The organism is Bradyrhizobium sp. LTSP857, from assembly GCF_000938285.1.
GTDB lineage: Bacteria > Pseudomonadota > Alphaproteobacteria > Rhizobiales > Xanthobacteraceae > Bradyrhizobium.
The window spans coordinates 206,375-224,003 of sequence record NZ_JYMS01000019.1; the positions used below are offsets into that span (position 1 = coordinate 206,375).

Consider the following 17,629-nt stretch of genomic DNA (forward strand, 5'->3'; position numbering starts at 1 on the left):
CGAGCTCTTTCGGTAGAGTTAATTCGACCCCGCAAACGCGGCCGGGGCGCGATGCTTTTGTCCAGAGTGAATTTCGCCTTAAGACGGCTCGCCCAATTCGCTCCAGTCCCAAACGGGCCATCAACTTCATCCTCCTTTAAATTTCGCGGAGTAGGCGTAGACAGGATCAGCAGTCTGGAAGAGAGGCGACGATGTCGAGCCTACCCATGCAAGTCGCCCTGATGCTCGGCGAGACCATCGCGAAGGTGATCCCCGTCACCTTCATGCTGGCGGTGGTCTTCACGGTGCTCGAACATTTCTGGGCCTGCAATGCCGGCCCGTCGTGGTGGCGCAAGCGGGAGATCGTGACCGACATCTGCTACTGGTTCTTCGTTCCGGTGTTCGCCCGCACCATGCGGATCGGCCTTCTGATCGTTACCGCCGGCGTCGTCTTCAACATTCACGATGCCGACGAACTGATCGCCTTCTACGACAATGGCCACGGCCCGCTGTCGCAATTGCCGCTCTGGATGCAGGGCCTGCTGTTCCTGGTCGCGTCCGATTTCATGCTGTACTGGCTGCACCGGCTGTTTCACGGCGGCGGGTTCTGGAAGTATCACGCGATCCATCACTCCTCCGAGGAGATCAGCTGGATTTCGGCAGCCCGCTTCCATCCGGTGAATCTGATGCTCGGCACGATCGGCGTCGACGTCGTGCTGCTGATGGCCGGCATTTCGCCGAACGTCATGATCTGGGTCGGCCCGTTCACCACCTTCCATTCGGCCTTCGTGCACGCCAACCTGAACTGGACCTTCGGGCCGCTCAGATATGTGCTGGCGACGCCGGTGTTCCACCGCTGGCACCACACCTCGCTCGAAGAGGGCGGCGACACCAATTTTGCCGGCACCTTCCCGATCTGGGATGTGCTGTTCGGCACCTTCCGCATGCCGAAGGGTGAGCTGCCGCAGGATTACGGCAAGGACGAAGCGACCATGCCCAAGGAGATCGCGGGCCAGCTCGCCTATCCGTTCCGCCACTAGGACAGCATCCGGGGCCGCAATACGCCAATCCGTTCAAACAATAGCCGGCGAATTTGCGGAACGTTCACGAATTGCGGGCAGGTTAGCCGGGTCGGGCGCCGGCTCCGCTTTTCGAATCGCTTCTGCCGGCTTGTACGTCCCGGGGTAAGAGTATGCGTAAAGAGTTCCTGCGCCGTCATGCGCGTGTCTGTCTTCTGGCTGCGGCCGCCGTTCTGGCTTCGCCGGCAGCGGTCCTTGCCGAGCCCACTGCCGATGCCATCGCCGTCAATGTCGACCAGGCCAAGCTCGTGCGGCTGCCCGGCAAGGTGGCGACGATCGTGGTCGGAAATCCCCTGATCGCCGACGTCACGCTCCAGCCCGGCGGCATGATCGTCGTGACCGGGAAAGGCTACGGCGCCACCAACTTCATCGCGCTCGACCGTGGCGGCGAGATCCTGGTCGATCGTCAGATCCAGGTCGAAGGTCCGAGCGACCGGCTCGTCACCGTCTATCGCGGGGTCGAGCGCGAGTCCTATAGTTGCATGCCGGTCTGCCAGCGCCGCGTGACGCTCGGCGACAGTGACGGCTACTTCAATGCCACGATGGGTCAGGCCGGTTCGCTGAGCAGCAATGCGAGCAGTAGCGGCGGCGGGGCCGCCAAGACCAACTAATAGGCCAACTTGCAAGGCCAAATAGCAGCATTGCCGGGTGGGAGCATGCCGTCCGCTCAGGAGCTGTCGCGCGCAGAATTCATATCCTGCGTCCGCGGGCCGGCGTGGTTAATCCGCGCTTAACGGTGCGGTCCGGCCGGCGCGGATTGTCTGAAACACTTAAACAATCAGTTTCCGCTACTGATCGGCGCAGATGATTGCTGCCGCAGGGGAGTTTCACGCGATGCCGTCGCCTGCACCTTCGAGGTTCACGTTCCGGACTGCGCTGCGCCGGTTTCGCGGCAATCGCCGCGGCTCCGCAGCGGTCGAGTTCGCACTGGTCGCACCGATCTTCTTCGGGCTGCTGTTCGCCATCATCGAGACGGCGATCATGTTCTTCGCGGGCCAGGTGCTCGAGACCATCACGCAGAATTCCGCGCGCGTGGTGCTGACCGGCCAGGCGCAATCAGGTTCGGTGACGGCCTGCGCGGTGTCCGGCGTCAGCACGCCTTGCACGCAGGCGACGTTCAAGTCTTACGTCTGCGCCCAGATTCCCGCGCTGTTCGACTGCAACAGTCTCCAGGTCGACGTCTCGAGCTACTCGTCCTTTTCGTCCGTCGTGCTGTCGAACCACATCGATGCGGCCTGCAATTTCGACAGCAGCATGGGCTACAGCCCGGGCAATGCCGGTGACATCGTGGTGGTCCGGCTGTTCTACCAGTGGCCGCAATTCGTCACCGGGCTCGGCTACAGCATCGTCAACCCTGCGTGCAGCAAGCGGCTGCTCGTGGCCACGGCCGCGTTCAAGAACGAGCCCTATTAGGACCAATGGATCGGAACAATGCAGGCGATTGCGAAATTCTTGCGGGCGACGCGTCTCTCCGCCCATGATTTCCTGGCCGATGGCAGTGGTCTTGCGGCGACCGAGTTCGCGGTGATCGTGCCGCTGATGCTGGTGATGTTCTTCGGCACGGTCGAGTTCTCGTCGGGCGTGGCGATCGATCGCAAGGTGACGCTGATGGCGCGGACGCTGTCGGATCTCACCTCACAGTCGACATCGGTCGCCGATACCGACATGACCAATTTCTTCGCGGCATCGACCGCAATCATGACGCCCTATTCGGCCACGCCGGTGACGGCGACGATCAGCGAGCTCTATGTGGATTCGACGCAGACGGCGCATGTGCAGTGGAGCAAAGGCTCGGTGCCGCGGACCCAGAAGTCCTCGGTCTCGATTCCTACGACGCTTGCGATCGCCGGCACCTATCTGATCTTTAGCGAGGTCAGCTACACCTACACGCCGTCGGTCGGCTACGTGCTCAAGAACGCGATTACGCTGAGTGACGTCTCCTACACCCGCCCGCGCCAGTCGACCTGCGTTTATTACAGCCCGGATACGGCCTGTACGACCTACTGAGCGCATCGCTTTTTGGGCATGAAAAAAGGCCGTGCATCTCGCACGGCCTTTTCCCTGGTCTGTTCGCGCTGCTCCGGGCCAGAGGCCCGGCCGGCTCAGCCTGCGTCGCGGAGGTTGTCGGCAGCCGACTTGCCGGACCGGCGATCGGCGACGATCTCGTAGGAGATCTTCTGGCCTTCGCGCAGCGTGCCAAGGCCGGCGCGCTCGACGGCGCTGATGTGAACGAACACGTCCTGTCCGCCTTCGTCGGGCTGAATGAAGCCAAAGCCCTTGGTCGCGTTAAACCACTTCACGGTTCCCATGCTCACGGGGGTAGTTCCTTCTCAGATAACACAATGTAAGAGCCCGCTCGCGCAGGCAGGTTAGATCGAATTTCTGGAAGGGTCGTCAGCGTGTCTGAACCGGCTGTACCGGTGGATGCCAATGTCGTCCGGCCGAAAATCGATTAGCGGATTTTATTGGAAATAAGGCACCAAAACAATCCTGACGCGCACGTTTTTTTGATCCGCCGCGATTTGAGCGGCGGATCAGTATGCAGCACAGCATTTTAGTTCCGCACTTGCGCGCGGACGGGCCGGTTAGCGACGACGGAACTGGCCGCCGCGCTGCCCCGGACGCGGAGGTCCACCCACCCCACTGGGACGTTCGTCCTTGTGGCGGAAAATCAGCCGGCCCTTTTCGAGGTCATAGGGCGACATCTCCACCGTCACGCGGTCTCCCGCCAGCGTCTTGATGCGGTTCTTCTTCATCTTGCCGGCGGTGTAGGCAACGATCTCGTGTCCGGCGTCGAGCTGCACGCGGTAGCGCGCATCGGGGAGGATTTCGGTGACCAGTCCTTCGAACTGGATCAGCTCTTCCTTAGCCATGAATTTCTCCAGGTCGTGGACGGCTAGTGCGAATAGGGTTTGCGAGTCGGTTGGCCCATCGGCCGACTCTCGCGGCGTAAAAAGGCCACGCCTTGTATCCCATCAGGCTTGCCGGCGCTATGCGCAGAACGCTGCTCCGGTCGGTCGTTTGACGAAGAATGCGGCTTGCCACCGGACGGACGACGGCGAGCACCCTTCGAGACCTTCTGGCCACCACCAGGCCGTCCGTCAACATGCCTTCCGTCACCGTGGCGACCTTCGCCGGGCCTTCCGTCGCCCTGCTTGCCGGCGTTATGCCGTCCTTCGGTACGCCTTTCGTCAGCACGGCGTCCGTCACCTTGCCTTGCGCCTTGCGGGCGCTGGCCCGGGCGGCCCGGCCGGCCCTGCCGTTGCTGTGACGGGGGCGGGCCTGCATCGTTGCGGCCGGCGTCCGTGCGGTTGTCTTCCCGCGGCAGCGCCACCTTGATCAGCCGCTCGATGTCGCGGAGATAGCCGAGCTCCTCGCCGCCTGCGACCAGCGAGATCGCGGTGCCCTCGGCGCCGGCGCGCGCGGTGCGGCCGATGCGGTGAACATAGGTCTCGGGCACATTCGGTATGTCGAAATTGATGACGTGGGTGATGCCGTCGACATCGATGCCGCGAGCGGCGATGTCGGTGGCGACCAGCGTGCGGATTTCACCGGAGCGGAACAGCGCCAACGTCCGCTCGCGATGGTTCTGCGACTTGTTGCCATGGATGGCGCTGGCGGCGATGCCGGCCCTCTCGAGCGTCTTCACCACCTTGTCGGCGCCGTGCTTGGTACGGGTGAAAACCAGCGCGCGGTTGATCGGCTCGTTTTTCAGGAGCTTGGTCAGGACGGCGGGTTTGGCCGAGAAGTCGACCTGAATGATGCGCTGGTTGATCCGCTCGGCCGTCGAAGACACCGGGGTGACGGCAACGCGGGCGGGATCACGCAGCATGGCGTCCGCGAGCTCGGCGATGTCCTTGGGCATCGTGGCGGAGAAGAACAGCGTCTGCCGCTTGATCGGCAGCTTAGAGACGATCTTCCGGATATCGTTGATGAAGCCCATGTCGAGCATGCGGTCGGCTTCGTCGAGCACCAGGAACTCGACGCTTCCAAGCTTGAGCCCATTGCTCTGGACGAGATCGAGCAGGCGGCCGGGGGTCGCGACCAGCACGTCGACGCCCGGCATGAGCGCGCGGACCTGGCGCCCCATCGGCACGCCGCCGATGGCGAGTGTCGAGGCGAGGCGAACGTGGCGGCCGTAGGCGTTAAAGCTGTCGAGGATCTGGCCGGACAATTCGCGGGTCGGCGAGAGCACCAGCACCCGGCAGGTCTTCGGCTGCGGCTTGATGCGGTTCTCGAGCAGGCGGTGCAGGATCGGCAGCGCGAAGGCCGCGGTCTTGCCGGTTCCGGTCTGGGCGATGCCGACGACATCGCGGCCGGTCAATGCCAGCGGGATGGTCTGGGCCTGGATGGGGGTGGGTGTGACGTACTTCTCTTCGGTGAGAGCGCGCGCGATCGGTTCGGCGAGGCCGAAATCCTGAAACGAAGTCAAAAGATGGGTTCTTTCCATGTCAAATACGAGCGCCCGGCGCAGTCGGCGGGGCACGCGCGAGAGGGTGTCGAGAAGACACCTGCGTGTTTGGGGTGTCGGATGGCTTGATGGGATGGGGCAAGCCAGAGGCCCGTAAGGGCTTAAGAACACGCGGCTCGCAACGACCACCCGATTCGCGAGCGATCTCAAGCGCTATATGGAACATCGGCGCGGCGCTTTCAAGGCGGGCGTGCGCCTGGCGTCGATTGCGGTGCAAAAATAGTTATGCCGGATTTTTAGCCAGAAGTGGGTTTCTGCTCAGAAAATAAACCGGATGCCGCATTGGCATACATTTTATTCGCTCATTTTTTGAGCAATCAAACTGCGGCGAAACTTTGATATCGGTCAAATTCTCAAATTAAGCCAATGGCTTAGTGTGTACTCGGGCCATGGCATGGTTCTTGCGATTCCGTTAATCGCAGGCGGCCGTGGGGCCGTTTCGCAGCGTCTTTTTCACGTCTGCGTCAGGGAGATGATACACTCATGCTTAACAAATCCACTCACGATATAGCGGCGTCATTTAGCCGCCGCGGCGTGCTCGCCGCGACCGCCGGACTGATGCTCGGTCTGGCTTCCATTTCCGGCGCGAAGGCCGCGGACGACACCATCAAGGTCGGCGTCCTTCATTCTCTCTCCGGCACCATGGCCATCAGCGAAACCACGCTGAAGGACACGATCCTCTTCCTGATCGATGAGCAGAACAAGAAGGGCGGCGTGCTCGGCAAGAAGCTCGAGGCTGTCGTCGTCGATCCCGCTTCGAACTGGCCGCTGTTCGCCGAGAAGGCGCGTGAGTTGATCACCAAGGACAAGGTCTCGGTCGTGTTCGGCTGCTGGACCTCGGTGTCGCGCAAGTCGGTGCTGCCGGTGTTCAAGGAGCTGAACAACATCCTGTTCTACCCCGTGCAGTACGAGGGTGAGGAGAGCGAGCGTAACGTGTTCTACACGGGTGCGGCGCCGAACCAGCAGGCGATCCCAGCCGTCGACTATTTGATGAAGGAAGAGAAGGTGAAGCGCTGGGTGCTCGCGGGCACCGACTACGTCTATCCGCGCACCACCAACAAGATCCTGGAAGCCTATCTGAAGTCGAAGGGTGTCGCCCAGGAAGACATCATGATCAACTACACGCCGTTCGGTCACTCCGACTGGCAGACGATCGTGGCCGACATCAAGAAGTTCGGCTCGGCCGGCAAGAAGACCGCGGTGGTCTCGACCATCAACGGCGACGCCAACGTTCCCTTCTACAAGGAGCTCGGCAACCAGGGTATCAAGGCAAAGGACATCCCGGTGGTCGCGTTCTCGGTGGGTGAGGAAGAGCTCGCCGGCATCGACACCAAGCCGCTGCTCGGCCATCTCGCCGCCTGGAACTACTTCGAGTCGATCAAGACCCCGGCGAACGAGAAGTTCATCAAGGACTGGCAGGCCTACACCAAGAACCCGAAGCGCACGACCAACGACCCGATGGAAGCGCACGTGATCGGCTTCAACATGTGGGTGAAGGCGGTCGAGAAAGTGAAGTCGACTGATCCGGACAAGGTGATCGATGCGCTTCCCGGCATCGAGGCGCCGAACCTGACCGGCGGCGTGTCGAAGATGCTGCCGAACCACCACATCACCAAGCCGGTGTTCATCGGCGAGATCAAGGGCAACGGCCAGTTCGACGTGGTCTGGAAGACCCCGGGTCTTGTCGCGGGCGACGCCTGGTCGAAGGAGCTCGACGGCTCCAAGGATCTGATCGGTGACTGGGTCGGCAAGAAGTGCGGCAACTTCAACGTCAAGACCAACAAGTGCCTCGGTTCGGGCTCCTGATCCAAAAGCACCCGACCAAGGCCTAACGGCCAATTGCGATCGGAGAAGGCGGCGATCCCGCCGCCTTCTCCACCCATTTCTGCCGGGGTCAATCACAGTGCCAGCCAAGTTATCCGCCCGCCTCTGTTCGCTCTTGCTCTCGCTGTTTCTGATCGCGTTCGCGCTGCCGGCCTTCGCCGGTCCGTTCGAGGATGCGGTCGCCAAATTCGCCAACGACGATTATTCCGATACGGAAGAGGCGATCGGCGTGGTCGCCAGCAGCGGCAATCCGCTGGCCTATCCCATCATCAGCGCGCTCCAGGACGGCCGTCTGATGGCCGATCCGGACAGCAAGAAAGTTTACGTCACCGGCGCCGACGGCAAGTCGATCGATGCCGCGACCGGCCAGCCCGTCGCCAGCGTTCCCGACAGTGCCAGCGCGGTCCGTCTCAACAATCGCTTGCGCCGCAGTGTTGATGCCGCGGTCGGCGGCCTGACGCTGATGTCGCCGGATGTCACGGCCCGCATCCAGGCCGCGCAGTCCGTCTTCAAGTCGCATGAGGAATCGGCGCTTGAGGCCGTCAATACGGCGCTGGCAAAGGAAACCAACAAGTCGGCCAAGGCCGCTCTCGGCGACGCACGTGCAGCGATCCTGCTGTTCAAGTCCGATGCCACCGAGGTTGAGAAGCTCGAGGCCGTCGCCACCATCAAGGCGCGCGGCGACCAGGAAGCACTGGCGATGCTGACCGGCATCGGCGCCGATCAGCCAGCCTCGGTGACGAAGGCCGCGACCAGTGCGATCGCTTCGATCCAGAGCTCGCTGGCGATCTGGTCCACGGTGCAGAATGCCTGGTACGGCCTTTCGCTTGGCTCGGTGCTGTTGCTCGCTGCGATCGGCCTCGCAATCACCTTTGGCGTGATGGGCGTCATCAACATGGCGCATGGCGAGATGGTGATGATCGGGGCCTACACCACCTTCGTGGTGCAGGAGGTGATCCGCACGCGCTATCCTGCCCTGTTCGACTATTCGCTGCTGATCGCCGTTCCGCTTGCATTCCTCGTCGCCGGCGCCATTGGCGTGGTGATCGAGCGCAGCATCATCCGCTTCCTCTATGGTCGCCCGTTGGAAACGCTGCTCGCGACCTGGGGCCTGTCGCTGGTGCTCCAGCAGGTCGTGCGCACCATGTTCGGCCCGACCAACCGTGAGGTCGGCAACCCCTCCTGGATGAGCGGCGCGTTCGAGGTCGGCCAGATCACTATCACCTATAACCGGCTCTGGATCCTTGTCTTCACGCTCGCGGTATTTGGGATCCTGCTCGCGATGCTGCGCTACACGGCGCTTGGGCTCGAGATGCGCGCGGTGACGCAGAACCGCCGCATGGCGGCCTCGATGGGCATCGCCACCTCGCGCGTCGACGCGCTGACCTTCGGGCTCGGTTCGGGCATCGCCGGCATCGCGGGCGTGGCGTTGTCGCAGATCGATAATGTCAGCCCCAATCTCGGTCAGAGCTACATCATCGACAGCTTCATGGTCGTGGTGTTCGGTGGGGTCGGCAATCTCTGGGGCACACTGGTTGGCGCCTTCACGCTCGGCATCGCCAACAAGTTCCTGGAACCGGTCGCCGGCGCAGTGCTCGGCAAGATCGCCATTCTGGTTCTGATCATCCTGTTCATTCAAAAGCGGCCGCGCGGACTGTTTGCGCTCAAGGGCCGTGCGGTGGAAGCATGACCCCTCACATGCTGACGCGATCGCTGGACCGCGGCGCGACGATCTTCCTCGTCATCGTCGCAGCCTGCGGGATTTTGATCCCGCTCTCCAACCTGCTGCTGCCGGCGGGCTCGTTCCTGCAAGTGCCGACCTACCTTGTCGCGCTCTGGGGCAAATATGTCTGCTACGCGATCCTGGCGCTCGCGATCGACCTGATCTGGGGCTATTGCGGCATCCTCTCGCTCGGCCACGGCGCGTTCTTCGCGCTCGGCGGCTACGCCATGGGCATGTACCTGATGCGCCAGATCGGCACCCGCGGCGTCTACGGCAATCCGATCCTGCCGGACTTCATGGTGTTCCTGAACTATCCGAAACTGCCGTGGTACTGGTATGGCTTCGACATGTTCTGGTTCGCGGCGCTGATGGTGCTGGTCGTGCCCGGGCTTCTGGCATTCTGCTTCGGCTGGCTCGCTTTCCGCTCCCGCGTCACCGGCGTCTATTTGTCGATCATCACGCAGGCGATGACCTATGCGCTGCTGCTCGCCTTCTTCCGCAACGATTTCGGTTTCGGCGGCAACAACGGCCTGACCGACTTCAAGGATATTCTGGGTTTCAACGTGCAGGCCGAGGGGACACGTGCGGCCCTGTTTGCGCTGAGCTGCCTTGGGCTGATCGTCAGCTTCCTGATCTGTCGGGCCGTCGTCTCCTCCAAGCTCGGCAAGGTCCTGATTGCGATCCGCGACGCGGAATCGCGAAGCCGCTTCCTCGGGTACCGCGTCGAATCCTACAAGCTGTTCGTGTTCACGCTCTCGGCCTGCATGGCGGGCGTGGCCGGCGCGCTCTACGTGCCGCAGGTCGGCATCATCAATCCGAGCGAATTCGCACCCGGCAATTCGATCGAGGCGGTGATCTGGGTCGCGGTCGGCGGCCGCGGCACGCTGGTCGGCGCGGCGCTAGGGGCCGTCGTCGTCAACTACGCCAAGACGTTCTTCACCTCGGGCATGCTGGCGCCGTACTGGCTGTTCATGCTGGGCGCGATGTTCATCCTGGTGACACTGCTGCTGCCGAAGGGCATCATCGGCACCTTCAACGCCTGGTGGGAATCGTCGAAGGAAAGACGCATTGCAGAGACCACCGCGAGCGCTGCGGCGGAAGACGGCGTCACCGAACCGAAGATGGCGGAGTAAGCGCGATGAACGTCATGGACACCCGCGCGACCTCCGCGTTGCTCTATCTCGACGGCGTGCACGTCTCGTTCGACGGTTTCCACGCCATCAACAATCTGTCGCTCACGCTCGCGCCCGGCGAGATGCGCGCCATCATCGGCCCCAACGGCGCCGGCAAGACCACGATGATGGACATCATCACCGGCAAGACCAAGCCCGACGAAGGCACGGTGCTGTTCGACGGCGTCACCGACCTGACTCGGCTCGACGAGACGCGCATCGCCGAGCTCGGCATCGGCCGTAAATTCCAGAAGCCGACCGTGTTCGAGAGCCAGACCGTGCAGGACAACCTGCTGCTTGCGCTCAATGTCGACCACAGCGTCAAGGGCACGCTGTTCTGGCGCGGCAGCAAGCCGGAATCGGAGCGCATCGACAAGGTGCTGGAGACGATCCGTCTCACCGACGCCCGTAATCGTCTTGCCGGCAGCCTCAGCCACGGCCAGAAGCAATGGCTCGAGATCGGCATGCTGCTGGCGCAGGATCCGAAGCTGCTGCTGGTCGACGAGCCCGTTGCCGGCATGACCGACGTCGAGACGCATCTCACGGCGGAGCTGCTCAAGGAAATCAACAAGACCCACACCGTGATGGTGGTCGAGCACGACATGACGTTCGTGCGCGAGCTCGGCGTCAAGGTCACCTGCCTTCACGAAGGCACCGTGCTCGCCGAAGGCACCATCGATCAGGTGTCGTCGAACGACCGGGTTATCGAAGTGTATTTGGGGCGCTGAACCATGCTCGAGGTCAAGGACATCAACCTGTTCTACGGCGCGGCGCAGGCGCTGCGTGGCGTCTCGATCTCGGCCGAGCCGGGCAAGGTGACGTGCGTGCTCGGACGCAACGGCGTCGGCAAAACGTCACTGTTGCGCGCCATGGTCGGGCAATATCCGATCTCGTCGGGCGCGATCGTGTTCGACGGCAGCGACATCACCGGCCTCAAGCCCTATGAGCGGGCCCGCAAGGGCGTTGGCTTCGTGCCGCAGGGACGTGAGATCTTTCCGCTGCTGACGGTGGAGGAGAACCTGAAGACCGGCTTCGGCCCGCTCAAGCGTGAGGACAGGCACATTCCGGACGATGTGTTCTCGCTGTTCCCGGTGCTGCAATCCATGCTCGGCCGGCGCGGCGGGGATCTCTCCGGCGGCCAGCAGCAGCAGCTCGCGATCGGGCGTGCGCTGGTGATGCGGCCAAAGCTGCTGCTGCTTGATGAGCCGACCGAGGGCATCCAGCCGTCGATCATCAAGGACATCGGTCGGGCGATCTCTTACTTGCGCAATCTCGGCAACATCGCCATCGTGCTGGTCGAACAATATCTCGACTTTGCCTGCGAACTCGGCGACAGTTTTGCCGTGATGGATCGCGGCGCAGTCAAATTCACCTGCGACCGCACCAATCTCGACGCGAGCGAGATCAGCCGCCAGATGGCGCTGTAAAGGAAATCCTGCCGCGGCCGGCTGGGGAGACGGATGCGCAGCGAACTATCAGCCAATTCGTCTGACCTGGATTCGCCTGTGTTCGAGGCCAACCGCGCCCGCGGCGCGGTGCGGTTCGACGTGCATGCCCGTGATGGCGTGACGCGACGCGGCGTCCTGCATGAATCCGGCTCCCTGCGCGTGCGCTTTCCGTCACCGGAAGACCACGGCCTATCCGGCGTGTTCGTCAACACGGCCGGCGGTGTCGCCGGCGGCGATCGCTTCGACATCGAGATCGCGGCCACTGACGCCGCGTGGCTGACGCTGACTACGGCAGCCGCGGAGAAGATCTATCGTGCGCCGGGTCCGGCGGCTCAGCTCAACATCGCTCTCAAGGTCGCCGCAGGCTCGCATCTCGGCTGGCTGCCGCAGGAGACGATCCTGTTCGACCGCGCGCGCGTGCAGCGCCGCTTCGACATCGATCTAGACGAGGCGGCTTCGCTTTTGCTCTGTGAAATCGTCGTGTTCGGCCGCGCCGCCATGGGCGAGCGGATGGAGCAGGGCGAGTTCGTCGACCGCTGGCGGCTGCGGCGTGGCGGCAAGCTGGTCTTCGCGGAAACCGTCCGGCTCGATGGGAATATCGGTGCAAAGCTCGCGCGATCTGCGGTCGCCAAGGGCGGCGCGGCGATCGGCACCGCCCTGATTGTGCCCGGCGATGAGGCGCTGATCGAGCGCCTCCGCGAGGCGGCGGACTCGTTCTCCGGCGAGGTCGGGATATCCGCCTGGAATGGCTTTGCAATGGCGCGGTTCTGTGCCCAAGATGCGGCGCGCTTGCGTGCCGACATGATGGCTGTGCTCGCGCGCACCGGCGTGGCGCTGCCGCGATTGTGGCTGAATTGACGACCGGCTGAATTGATGATGTGAACTGAAGAGATTTCGCATGAACCTGTCTCCCCGCGAAAAGGACAAGCTTCTGATCTCGATGGCGGCGATCGTGGCGCGCCGTAGGCTGGATCGCGGCGTCAAGCTCAACCATCCCGAGGCGATCGCAATCATCTCCGATTTTATCCTCGAAGGCGCGCGCGACGGCCGCACCGTTGCCGAGCTGATGCAGTCCGGCGCGCAGGTGCTGACCCGCGATCAGGTGATGCCCGGCATCCCCGAGATGATCCACGACATCCAGGTCGAAGCGACCTTTCCGGACGGCACCAAGCTCGTCACGGTGCACGAGCCGATCCGATAGGAGCCCAACATGATCCCCGGCGAACTCTTCATCCAGGACGGCGAGATCGAGCTCAACGCGGGCCGCAAGACCGTGACGCTCACGGTCGCCAACACCGGCGACCGCCCGGTCCAGGTCGGCTCGCACTACCATTTCTTCGAGACCAACCCGGCGCTGAAGTTCGACCGCAAGAAAGCCCGCGGCATGCGTCTCGACATCGCCGCCGGCACTGCCGTGCGTTTCGAGCCCGGCCAGACCCGCGACGTCCAGCTAGTCGCGCTCGCCGGCAAGAAGACCATTTACGGTTTTCGTGGCGATGTGATGGGGAAGTTGTAGGGCAGGTTGAGGCGCGCGGCGTGATCCACAGTGAGGTGAGCACAATGGTCGGGCTCCCTCCCCCCTTGCGGGGGAGGGTTGGGGAGAGGGGTATGCCGCACGACGAGGTCAGCGAGATTCAGCGCCATCGCGCCAAACGATTGAGGCGCGAGATGACTCGTGCGGAGACATTGCTATGGCGCTACCTGAAGGCCGACCGTCTCGCGGGCTTGGCGTTTCGTCGCCAGACTCCCATGGGGCACTACATTGCGGATTTCGTCGCACATTCCTGCAAGCTTATCGTTGAACTCGATGGCGAGAGCCACGATTTCGAAGAACGTATCCGCCACGATGAACAGCGCGACCAATGGTTCGCATCTCGCGGATATCGCGTGCTGCGATTTACCAACGACGACGTGATGAAAAATCTCGAGGGCGTTGTTCTTTCTATTGTCGAGGCTGCGGAGCAAGCGGCACCCCTCTCCCTAACCCTCCCCCGCAAGGGGGGAGGGAACCCTTCCGGCAATGCGTCCCTAACTAACGGCGAGAGCGGTGCGTCCGACGGCGTCGGGGAGGCATAAGCATGCAAACTTTCAAACGCAAACGGGGCTAGTGATGTCCGTCAAAATCAAACGTTCCGTCTATGCCGACATGTTCGGCCCGACCACCGGCGACAAGGTGCGGCTCGCCGACACCGATCTCATCATCGAGGTCGAGAAGGATTTCACGATCTACGGCGAGGAGGTGAAGTTCGGCGGCGGCAAGGTGATCCGCGACGGCATGGGCCAGTCGCAGGTGACCAACAAGCAGGGCGCGGCGGACACCGTCATCACCAATGCGCTGATCGTCGATCACTGGGGCATCGTCAAGGCCGACGTCGCGATCAAGGAGGGCATGATTTCGGCGATCGGCAAGGCTGGCAATCCCGACATCCAGCCGGGCGTCACCATCATCATCGGCCCCGGCACCGACGTGATCGCGGGTGAGGGCAAGATCCTCACCGCTGGCGGCTTCGACAGCCACATCCATTTCATCTGTCCGCAGCAGATCGAGCACGCGCTGATGTCTGGCGTCACCTCGATGCTTGGCGGCGGCACCGGTCCGTCGCACGGCACTTTCGCCACCACCTGTACGCCGGGACCCTGGCACATGGGGCGGATGATCCAGTCGTTCGACGCCTTCCCGGTCAATCTCGGCATTTCCGGTAAGGGCAACGCCTCGCGCCCCGCCGCGCTGGTCGAGATGATCAAGGGCGGCGCCTGCGCGCTGAAGCTGCATGAGGATTGGGGCACGACGCCGGCGGCAATCGACAACTGCTTGTCGGTCGCCGACGATTACGACATCCAGGTGATGATCCACACCGACACGCTGAACGAATCCGGCTTCGTCGAGGACACGATCAAGGCCTTCAAGGGCCGCACCATCCACGCCTTCCACACCGAAGGTGCCGGCGGCGGCCACGCCCCTGATATCATCAAGGTTGCCGGTCTGAAGAACGTGCTGCCGTCCTCGACCAATCCGACACGGCCGTTCACGCGCAACACCATCGACGAGCATCTCGACATGCTGATGGTGTGTCACCACCTCGATCCTTCGATCGCGGAAGATTTGGCGTTTGCCGAAAGCCGTATCCGCAAGGAGACCATCGCGGCCGAAGACATCCTGCACGATCTCGGCGCGCTCTCGATGATGTCCTCGGACTCCCAGGCGATGGGCCGCCTCGGCGAGGTCATCATCCGGACATGGCAGACCGCCGACAAGATGAAGAAGCAGCGCGGGTCGTTGCCGCAGGACAAGGGCAAGGACAACGATAATTTCCGCGTCAAGCGCTACATCGCCAAATACACGATCAATCCTGCGATCGCGCACGGTGTGTCAAAGCTGATCGGCTCGGTCGAGAAGGGCAAGATGGCCGATCTCGTGCTGTGGTCGCCGGCCTTTTTCGGCGTCAAGCCGGACTGCATCGTCAAGGGCGGGATGATCGTCGCCGCTCCCATGGGCGATCCCAACGCCTCGATCCCGACGCCGCAGCCGGTGCACTATCAGCCGATGTTCGGCGCCTTCGGCAAGGCGCGCACGGCATCTTCCGTGGTCTTCACCTCGAAGGCCGCGATCACCGGCGGCCTGGCGCGCAAGCTCGGCATCGACAAGAAGCTCTATGCGGTCCAGAACACCCGCGGCAAAATCTCGAAGAAGAGCATGATCCACAACGACGCAACGCCCAATATCGAGGTCGATTCCGAGACCTATGAGGTTCGCGCTGACGGTGAATTGCTCACTTGCGCGCCCGCCGAGGTGCTGCCGATGGCGCAGCGATATTTCATGTACTGAAATAGCGCCTCAACGCATGTTCCCGGCGCATGTCCGGGGCGGCTTTTCCGGTTTTGCGTTCGATCCCGGCTGGTCTAAGGTCCCGCCCGGTATCTTGACCCAGAAGAAAAGCCGGGAGGATTTCTCGTGATCTACGTCGTTGCCACCTTGACTATCAAGCCCGAGACGCGCGCCGAATTCATTGCAGCAGCCACCGCCTGCATCAAGGAGACGCGCAAGGAGCCCGGCAATATCGCCTATGATTTGCATGAGAGCGTCACCGATCCCACCAAGATGGTGTTCGTCGAGCAGTGGGAGAATGCCGAGGCGCTGGTGCCGCATCGTGGCCAGGAGCACATGAAGACGTTCGGCCGCGTCGCGGTGAAGTGCTTTACGGCACCGCCGAAGATCGAAGTGATCACGCCCGAGAAGGTCGACGTTCGCTAACAAGAACAACAGGGAATAACCCGCATGATCTATGTCATCGCCACCACGCCCATGAAGCCGGAAAACAAGGACGATTTCATCAAGGGGCACAAGGCCTGCACCGTCGAGACGCTGAAGGAGAAAGGTTGCCTCTCCTATGACGGCAATGTCAGTGTCAACAACCCCAATCAGTATGTGGTGGTCGAGCGTTGGGAGACCCGCGAGGATCTCAACGCCCACGGCAAAGCGCCGCACATGAAGGTGTGGCGTGAATATTCCGCGCAGATGAAGACGGCGCCGACGGTGATCGAGATCATCAGCGACGGCAAGGTCGAGAAGCTCTGAGGATATAGCGCATGATCCGGGCGACGCAGGTCAAGGGGCAGCACCGCTTCACGGAAACGCCGGCGGATACGATCGTGCTCGATTTCGACGATCGGCACCGACGCCGCATGGCGATGACGGGGACGCGGGGGCTCGAATTCCTGCTCGACCTGGAAAACGCCGTCGCACTGCGCGGCGGCGATGCGCTGGTGCTGGAGGACGGCCGGCTGGTCGAAGTGGTCGCGGCGCCCGAGCCGCTGCTCGAGATCCGCGGTCACGATCCGCACCACCTCATCCGCGTCGCCTGGCATCTCGGCAATCGTCATCTGCCGACGCAGATCATGGCCAAGAGCCTGCGCATCCGCCGCGACCACGTCATCGAGGCCATGGTGAAGGGGCTCGGCGCGCGCGTGATCGAGATAGAGGCGCCGTTCGATCCCGAAGGCGGGGCTTATGCCGACGCGGGCCACGCGCATGGCCACGATGAGCATGCGCATCACGATCACGGGCATGATCACCACGATCATGGCCACCATGATCATCACGGTCATGATCATGCGGCGCATGACCATGGCCACGATCATCATCACCACGACGAGCATTGTGACCACCCCGACCATCATCACGGCCACAACCATGCTCATGACCACAAATGAGCTGGCCAGTGCCGGCGACCTCGCCGCGCGCGAGGCGGCGGCGCTGTACCGGCTGATGACCTGGTTGTCGCCGGCGTTCCCCGTCGGCGGCTTCTCCTATTCCAGCGGCATCGAATGGGCGGTCGAGGCGGGCGACATTGTCGATACGGCAACGCTCGCCGATTGGCTCGATGCGATGCTCGGAGACGGTTCCGGGTTTTGCGATGCGACCTTCCTGGTCCATGCCTATCGTGCCGCCGAGGCGGGGGAGGACGCTGTTCTGCGCGAGATCGCCGAGCTTGCCGCCGCCTTCGTGCCGTCGCGCGAGCGGCAGCTCGAGACCACCTCGCAGGGGCGCGCTTTCATCGACATCACTCGCGCCGCATGGGATGCCGACGGCCTGGATGCCATGGTCGCGGCATGCAGCACGCCATTGGTCTATCCTGTTGCCGTCGGCGTGGTCGCGGCGATGCATGGCGTGCCGCTGGTGCCGACACTGCATGCCTTCCTGCACGCGTTGGTCTCGAACTGGATCTCGGCGGCGAGCCGGCTCGTTCCGCTCGGCCAGACCGACAGCCAGCGTGTTCTGGTGAGGCTGGAGGCTGCCGTCGCCACGACCGCACATTGTGCACTGGTTGCGACACAGGACGATCTCGGCAGCGCAACCTTCCGCGCCGACCTCGCCAGCCTGCGGCACGAGACGCAATATACGCGGCTGTTCAGGTCGTGAGCGGTACGGGATC

The 17,629-nt window shown here is 62.8% G+C and carries 21 protein-coding genes; 18 read left to right on the plus strand and 3 right to left on the minus strand.

Annotation, left to right across the window (positions count from 1 at the left end):
- Window positions 1-191 precede the first annotated feature (191 nt).
- From UP06_RS10725 to UP06_RS10740, 4 genes are all read left to right on the plus strand, one after another.
- Window positions 192-1,019 (plus strand): sterol desaturase family protein, encoded by an 828-nt coding sequence (locus UP06_RS10725; protein WP_045002506.1) that lies wholly within the window; start codon window positions 192-194, stop codon window positions 1,017-1,019.
- A gap of 152 nt (window positions 1,020-1,171) precedes the next feature.
- Window positions 1,172-1,669, plus strand: a complete 498-nt coding sequence (locus UP06_RS10730; RefSeq protein ID WP_045002507.1) for a pilus assembly protein N-terminal domain-containing protein — start codon at window positions 1,172-1,174, stop codon at window positions 1,667-1,669.
- A 223-nt stretch (window positions 1,670-1,892) separates the two neighbouring features.
- Window positions 1,893-2,471 (plus strand): TadE/TadG family type IV pilus assembly protein, encoded by a 579-nt coding sequence (locus UP06_RS10735; protein ID WP_045002623.1) that lies wholly within the window; start codon window positions 1,893-1,895, stop codon window positions 2,469-2,471.
- An 18-nt stretch (window positions 2,472-2,489) separates the two neighbouring features.
- Window positions 2,490-3,065 carry a TadE/TadG family type IV pilus assembly protein gene (locus UP06_RS10740; RefSeq protein ID WP_045002508.1) on the plus strand — a complete coding sequence of 192 codons (576 nt, stop codon included), beginning with the start codon at window positions 2,490-2,492 and terminating at the stop codon, window positions 3,063-3,065.
- A gap of 95 nt (window positions 3,066-3,160) precedes the next feature.
- On the opposite strand, the gene UP06_RS10745 is transcribed toward UP06_RS10740, so the two are convergent.
- The 3 genes from UP06_RS10745 to UP06_RS10755 all read right to left on the minus strand — a co-directional run bounded on the left by UP06_RS10745 (window position 3,161) and on the right by UP06_RS10755 (window position 5,508).
- Window positions 3,161-3,373, minus strand: coding sequence for a cold-shock protein (locus tag UP06_RS10745; RefSeq protein ID WP_045002509.1), 213 nt, complete (start codon window positions 3,371-3,373; stop codon window positions 3,161-3,163).
- Between the two features lie 270 nt (window positions 3,374-3,643).
- Window positions 3,644-3,931, minus strand: a complete 288-nt coding sequence (gene infA, locus UP06_RS10750) for a translation initiation factor IF-1 (protein WP_008131890.1) — start codon at window positions 3,929-3,931, stop codon at window positions 3,644-3,646.
- 23 nt (window positions 3,932-3,954) lie between these two features.
- The gene (locus UP06_RS10755) at window positions 3,955-5,508 is read right to left on the minus strand and encodes a DEAD/DEAH box helicase (protein ID WP_045002510.1); all 1,554 of its coding nucleotides are present in this window, start codon (window positions 5,506-5,508) and stop codon (window positions 3,955-3,957) included.
- 504 nt (window positions 5,509-6,012) lie between these two features.
- On the opposite strand from UP06_RS10755, the gene urtA reads away from it, so the two are divergent.
- From urtA to UP06_RS10825, 14 genes are all read left to right on the plus strand, one after another.
- Window positions 6,013-7,335 carry an urea ABC transporter substrate-binding protein gene (urtA, locus tag UP06_RS10760; RefSeq protein ID WP_045002511.1) on the plus strand — a complete coding sequence of 441 codons (1,323 nt, stop codon included), beginning with the start codon at window positions 6,013-6,015 and terminating at the stop codon, window positions 7,333-7,335.
- Window positions 7,336-7,432: 97 nt separating this feature from the next.
- Window positions 7,433-9,043 carry an urea ABC transporter permease subunit UrtB gene (gene urtB, locus UP06_RS10765; protein ID WP_045002512.1) on the plus strand — a complete coding sequence of 537 codons (1,611 nt, stop codon included), beginning with the start codon at window positions 7,433-7,435 and terminating at the stop codon, window positions 9,041-9,043.
- Complete coding sequence (gene urtC / locus UP06_RS10770) at window positions 9,040-10,209, plus strand: urea ABC transporter permease subunit UrtC (protein ID WP_045002514.1); 1,170 nt, start codon at window positions 9,040-9,042, stop codon at window positions 10,207-10,209. Before urtB ends, urtC begins: the two co-directional genes overlap by 4 nt.
- 5 nt (window positions 10,210-10,214) lie before the next feature.
- The gene (urtD, locus tag UP06_RS10775) at window positions 10,215-10,976 is read left to right on the plus strand and encodes an urea ABC transporter ATP-binding protein UrtD (protein ID WP_045002515.1); all 762 of its coding nucleotides are present in this window, start codon (window positions 10,215-10,217) and stop codon (window positions 10,974-10,976) included.
- A 3-nt stretch (window positions 10,977-10,979) separates the two neighbouring features.
- Entirely contained in the window at window positions 10,980-11,675 is a 696-nt protein-coding gene (gene urtE / locus UP06_RS10780) for an urea ABC transporter ATP-binding subunit UrtE (protein WP_045002516.1), read from the plus strand.
- 33 nt (window positions 11,676-11,708) lie between these two features.
- Window positions 11,709-12,554: an urease accessory protein UreD gene (locus tag UP06_RS10785; RefSeq protein WP_045002517.1), complete on the plus strand. Its 846-nt coding sequence runs from the start codon at window positions 11,709-11,711 to the stop codon at window positions 12,552-12,554.
- A 40-nt stretch (window positions 12,555-12,594) separates the two neighbouring features.
- Window positions 12,595-12,897: an urease subunit gamma gene (locus tag UP06_RS10790; protein ID WP_007605424.1), complete on the plus strand. Its 303-nt coding sequence runs from the start codon at window positions 12,595-12,597 to the stop codon at window positions 12,895-12,897.
- A 9-nt stretch (window positions 12,898-12,906) separates the two neighbouring features.
- Window positions 12,907-13,212 carry an urease subunit beta gene (locus UP06_RS10795; RefSeq protein WP_045002518.1) on the plus strand — a complete coding sequence of 102 codons (306 nt, stop codon included), beginning with the start codon at window positions 12,907-12,909 and terminating at the stop codon, window positions 13,210-13,212.
- A 92-nt stretch (window positions 13,213-13,304) separates the two neighbouring features.
- On the plus strand, window positions 13,305-13,772 hold the full coding sequence (locus tag UP06_RS10800) for an endonuclease domain-containing protein (protein ID WP_045002624.1): 468 nt from the start codon (window positions 13,305-13,307) through the stop codon (window positions 13,770-13,772).
- 34 nt (window positions 13,773-13,806) lie between these two features.
- Window positions 13,807-15,522 (plus strand): urease subunit alpha, encoded by a 1,716-nt coding sequence (gene ureC, locus UP06_RS10805; RefSeq protein ID WP_045002519.1) that lies wholly within the window; start codon window positions 13,807-13,809, stop codon window positions 15,520-15,522.
- A 126-nt stretch (window positions 15,523-15,648) separates the two neighbouring features.
- On the plus strand, window positions 15,649-15,948 hold the full coding sequence (locus UP06_RS10810; RefSeq protein WP_045002520.1) for a putative quinol monooxygenase: 300 nt from the start codon (window positions 15,649-15,651) through the stop codon (window positions 15,946-15,948).
- A 24-nt stretch (window positions 15,949-15,972) separates the two neighbouring features.
- Window positions 15,973-16,272, plus strand: coding sequence for a putative quinol monooxygenase (locus UP06_RS10815; RefSeq protein WP_045002521.1), 300 nt, complete (start codon window positions 15,973-15,975; stop codon window positions 16,270-16,272).
- Between the two features lie 11 nt (window positions 16,273-16,283).
- On the plus strand, window positions 16,284-16,907 hold the full coding sequence (gene ureE, locus UP06_RS10820) for an urease accessory protein UreE (protein ID WP_045002522.1): 624 nt from the start codon (window positions 16,284-16,286) through the stop codon (window positions 16,905-16,907).
- A complete protein-coding gene (locus UP06_RS10825; RefSeq protein ID WP_082081331.1) occupies window positions 16,888-17,616 on the plus strand; it encodes an urease accessory protein UreF in 729 nt (242 codons plus the stop codon). The genes ureE and UP06_RS10825 overlap by 20 nt, the downstream gene beginning before the upstream one ends.
- Window positions 17,617-17,629 lie beyond the last annotated feature (13 nt).

Bases quoted from the DNA above. Each gene is read 5' to 3' on its own strand.
- UP06_RS10825 (WP_082081331.1), top strand. From the start codon at position 16,888: ATGCTCATGACCACAAATGAGCTGGCCAGTGCCGGCGACCTCGCCGCG.
- urtE (WP_045002516.1), top strand. From the start codon at position 10,980: ATGCTCGAGGTCAAGGACATCAACCTGTTCTACGGCGCGGCGCAGGCG.
- UP06_RS10725 (WP_045002506.1), top strand. From the start codon at position 192: ATGTCGAGCCTACCCATGCAAGTCGCCCTGATGCTCGGCGAGACCATC.
- UP06_RS10800 (WP_045002624.1), top strand. From the start codon at position 13,305: ATGCCGCACGACGAGGTCAGCGAGATTCAGCGCCATCGCGCCAAACGA.
- UP06_RS10735 (WP_045002623.1), top strand. From the start codon at position 1,893: ATGCCGTCGCCTGCACCTTCGAGGTTCACGTTCCGGACTGCGCTGCGC.
- ureE (WP_045002522.1), top strand. From the start codon at position 16,284: ATGATCCGGGCGACGCAGGTCAAGGGGCAGCACCGCTTCACGGAAACG.
- UP06_RS10755 (WP_045002510.1), bottom strand. From the start codon at position 5,508: ATGGAAAGAACCCATCTTTTGACTTCGTTTCAGGATTTCGGCCTCGCC.
- UP06_RS10785 (WP_045002517.1), top strand. From the start codon at position 11,709: ATGCGCAGCGAACTATCAGCCAATTCGTCTGACCTGGATTCGCCTGTG.
- infA (WP_008131890.1), bottom strand. From the start codon at position 3,931: ATGGCTAAGGAAGAGCTGATCCAGTTCGAAGGACTGGTCACCGAAATC.
- UP06_RS10730 (WP_045002507.1), top strand. From the start codon at position 1,172: ATGCGTAAAGAGTTCCTGCGCCGTCATGCGCGTGTCTGTCTTCTGGCT.
- urtD (WP_045002515.1), top strand. From the start codon at position 10,215: ATGAACGTCATGGACACCCGCGCGACCTCCGCGTTGCTCTATCTCGAC.
- urtA (WP_045002511.1), top strand. From the start codon at position 6,013: ATGCTTAACAAATCCACTCACGATATAGCGGCGTCATTTAGCCGCCGC.
- UP06_RS10815 (WP_045002521.1), top strand. From the start codon at position 15,973: ATGATCTATGTCATCGCCACCACGCCCATGAAGCCGGAAAACAAGGAC.
- ureC (WP_045002519.1), top strand. From the start codon at position 13,807: ATGTCCGTCAAAATCAAACGTTCCGTCTATGCCGACATGTTCGGCCCG.
- UP06_RS10790 (WP_007605424.1), top strand. From the start codon at position 12,595: ATGAACCTGTCTCCCCGCGAAAAGGACAAGCTTCTGATCTCGATGGCG.
- urtC (WP_045002514.1), top strand. From the start codon at position 9,040: ATGACCCCTCACATGCTGACGCGATCGCTGGACCGCGGCGCGACGATC.
- UP06_RS10740 (WP_045002508.1), top strand. From the start codon at position 2,490: ATGCAGGCGATTGCGAAATTCTTGCGGGCGACGCGTCTCTCCGCCCAT.
- UP06_RS10795 (WP_045002518.1), top strand. From the start codon at position 12,907: ATGATCCCCGGCGAACTCTTCATCCAGGACGGCGAGATCGAGCTCAAC.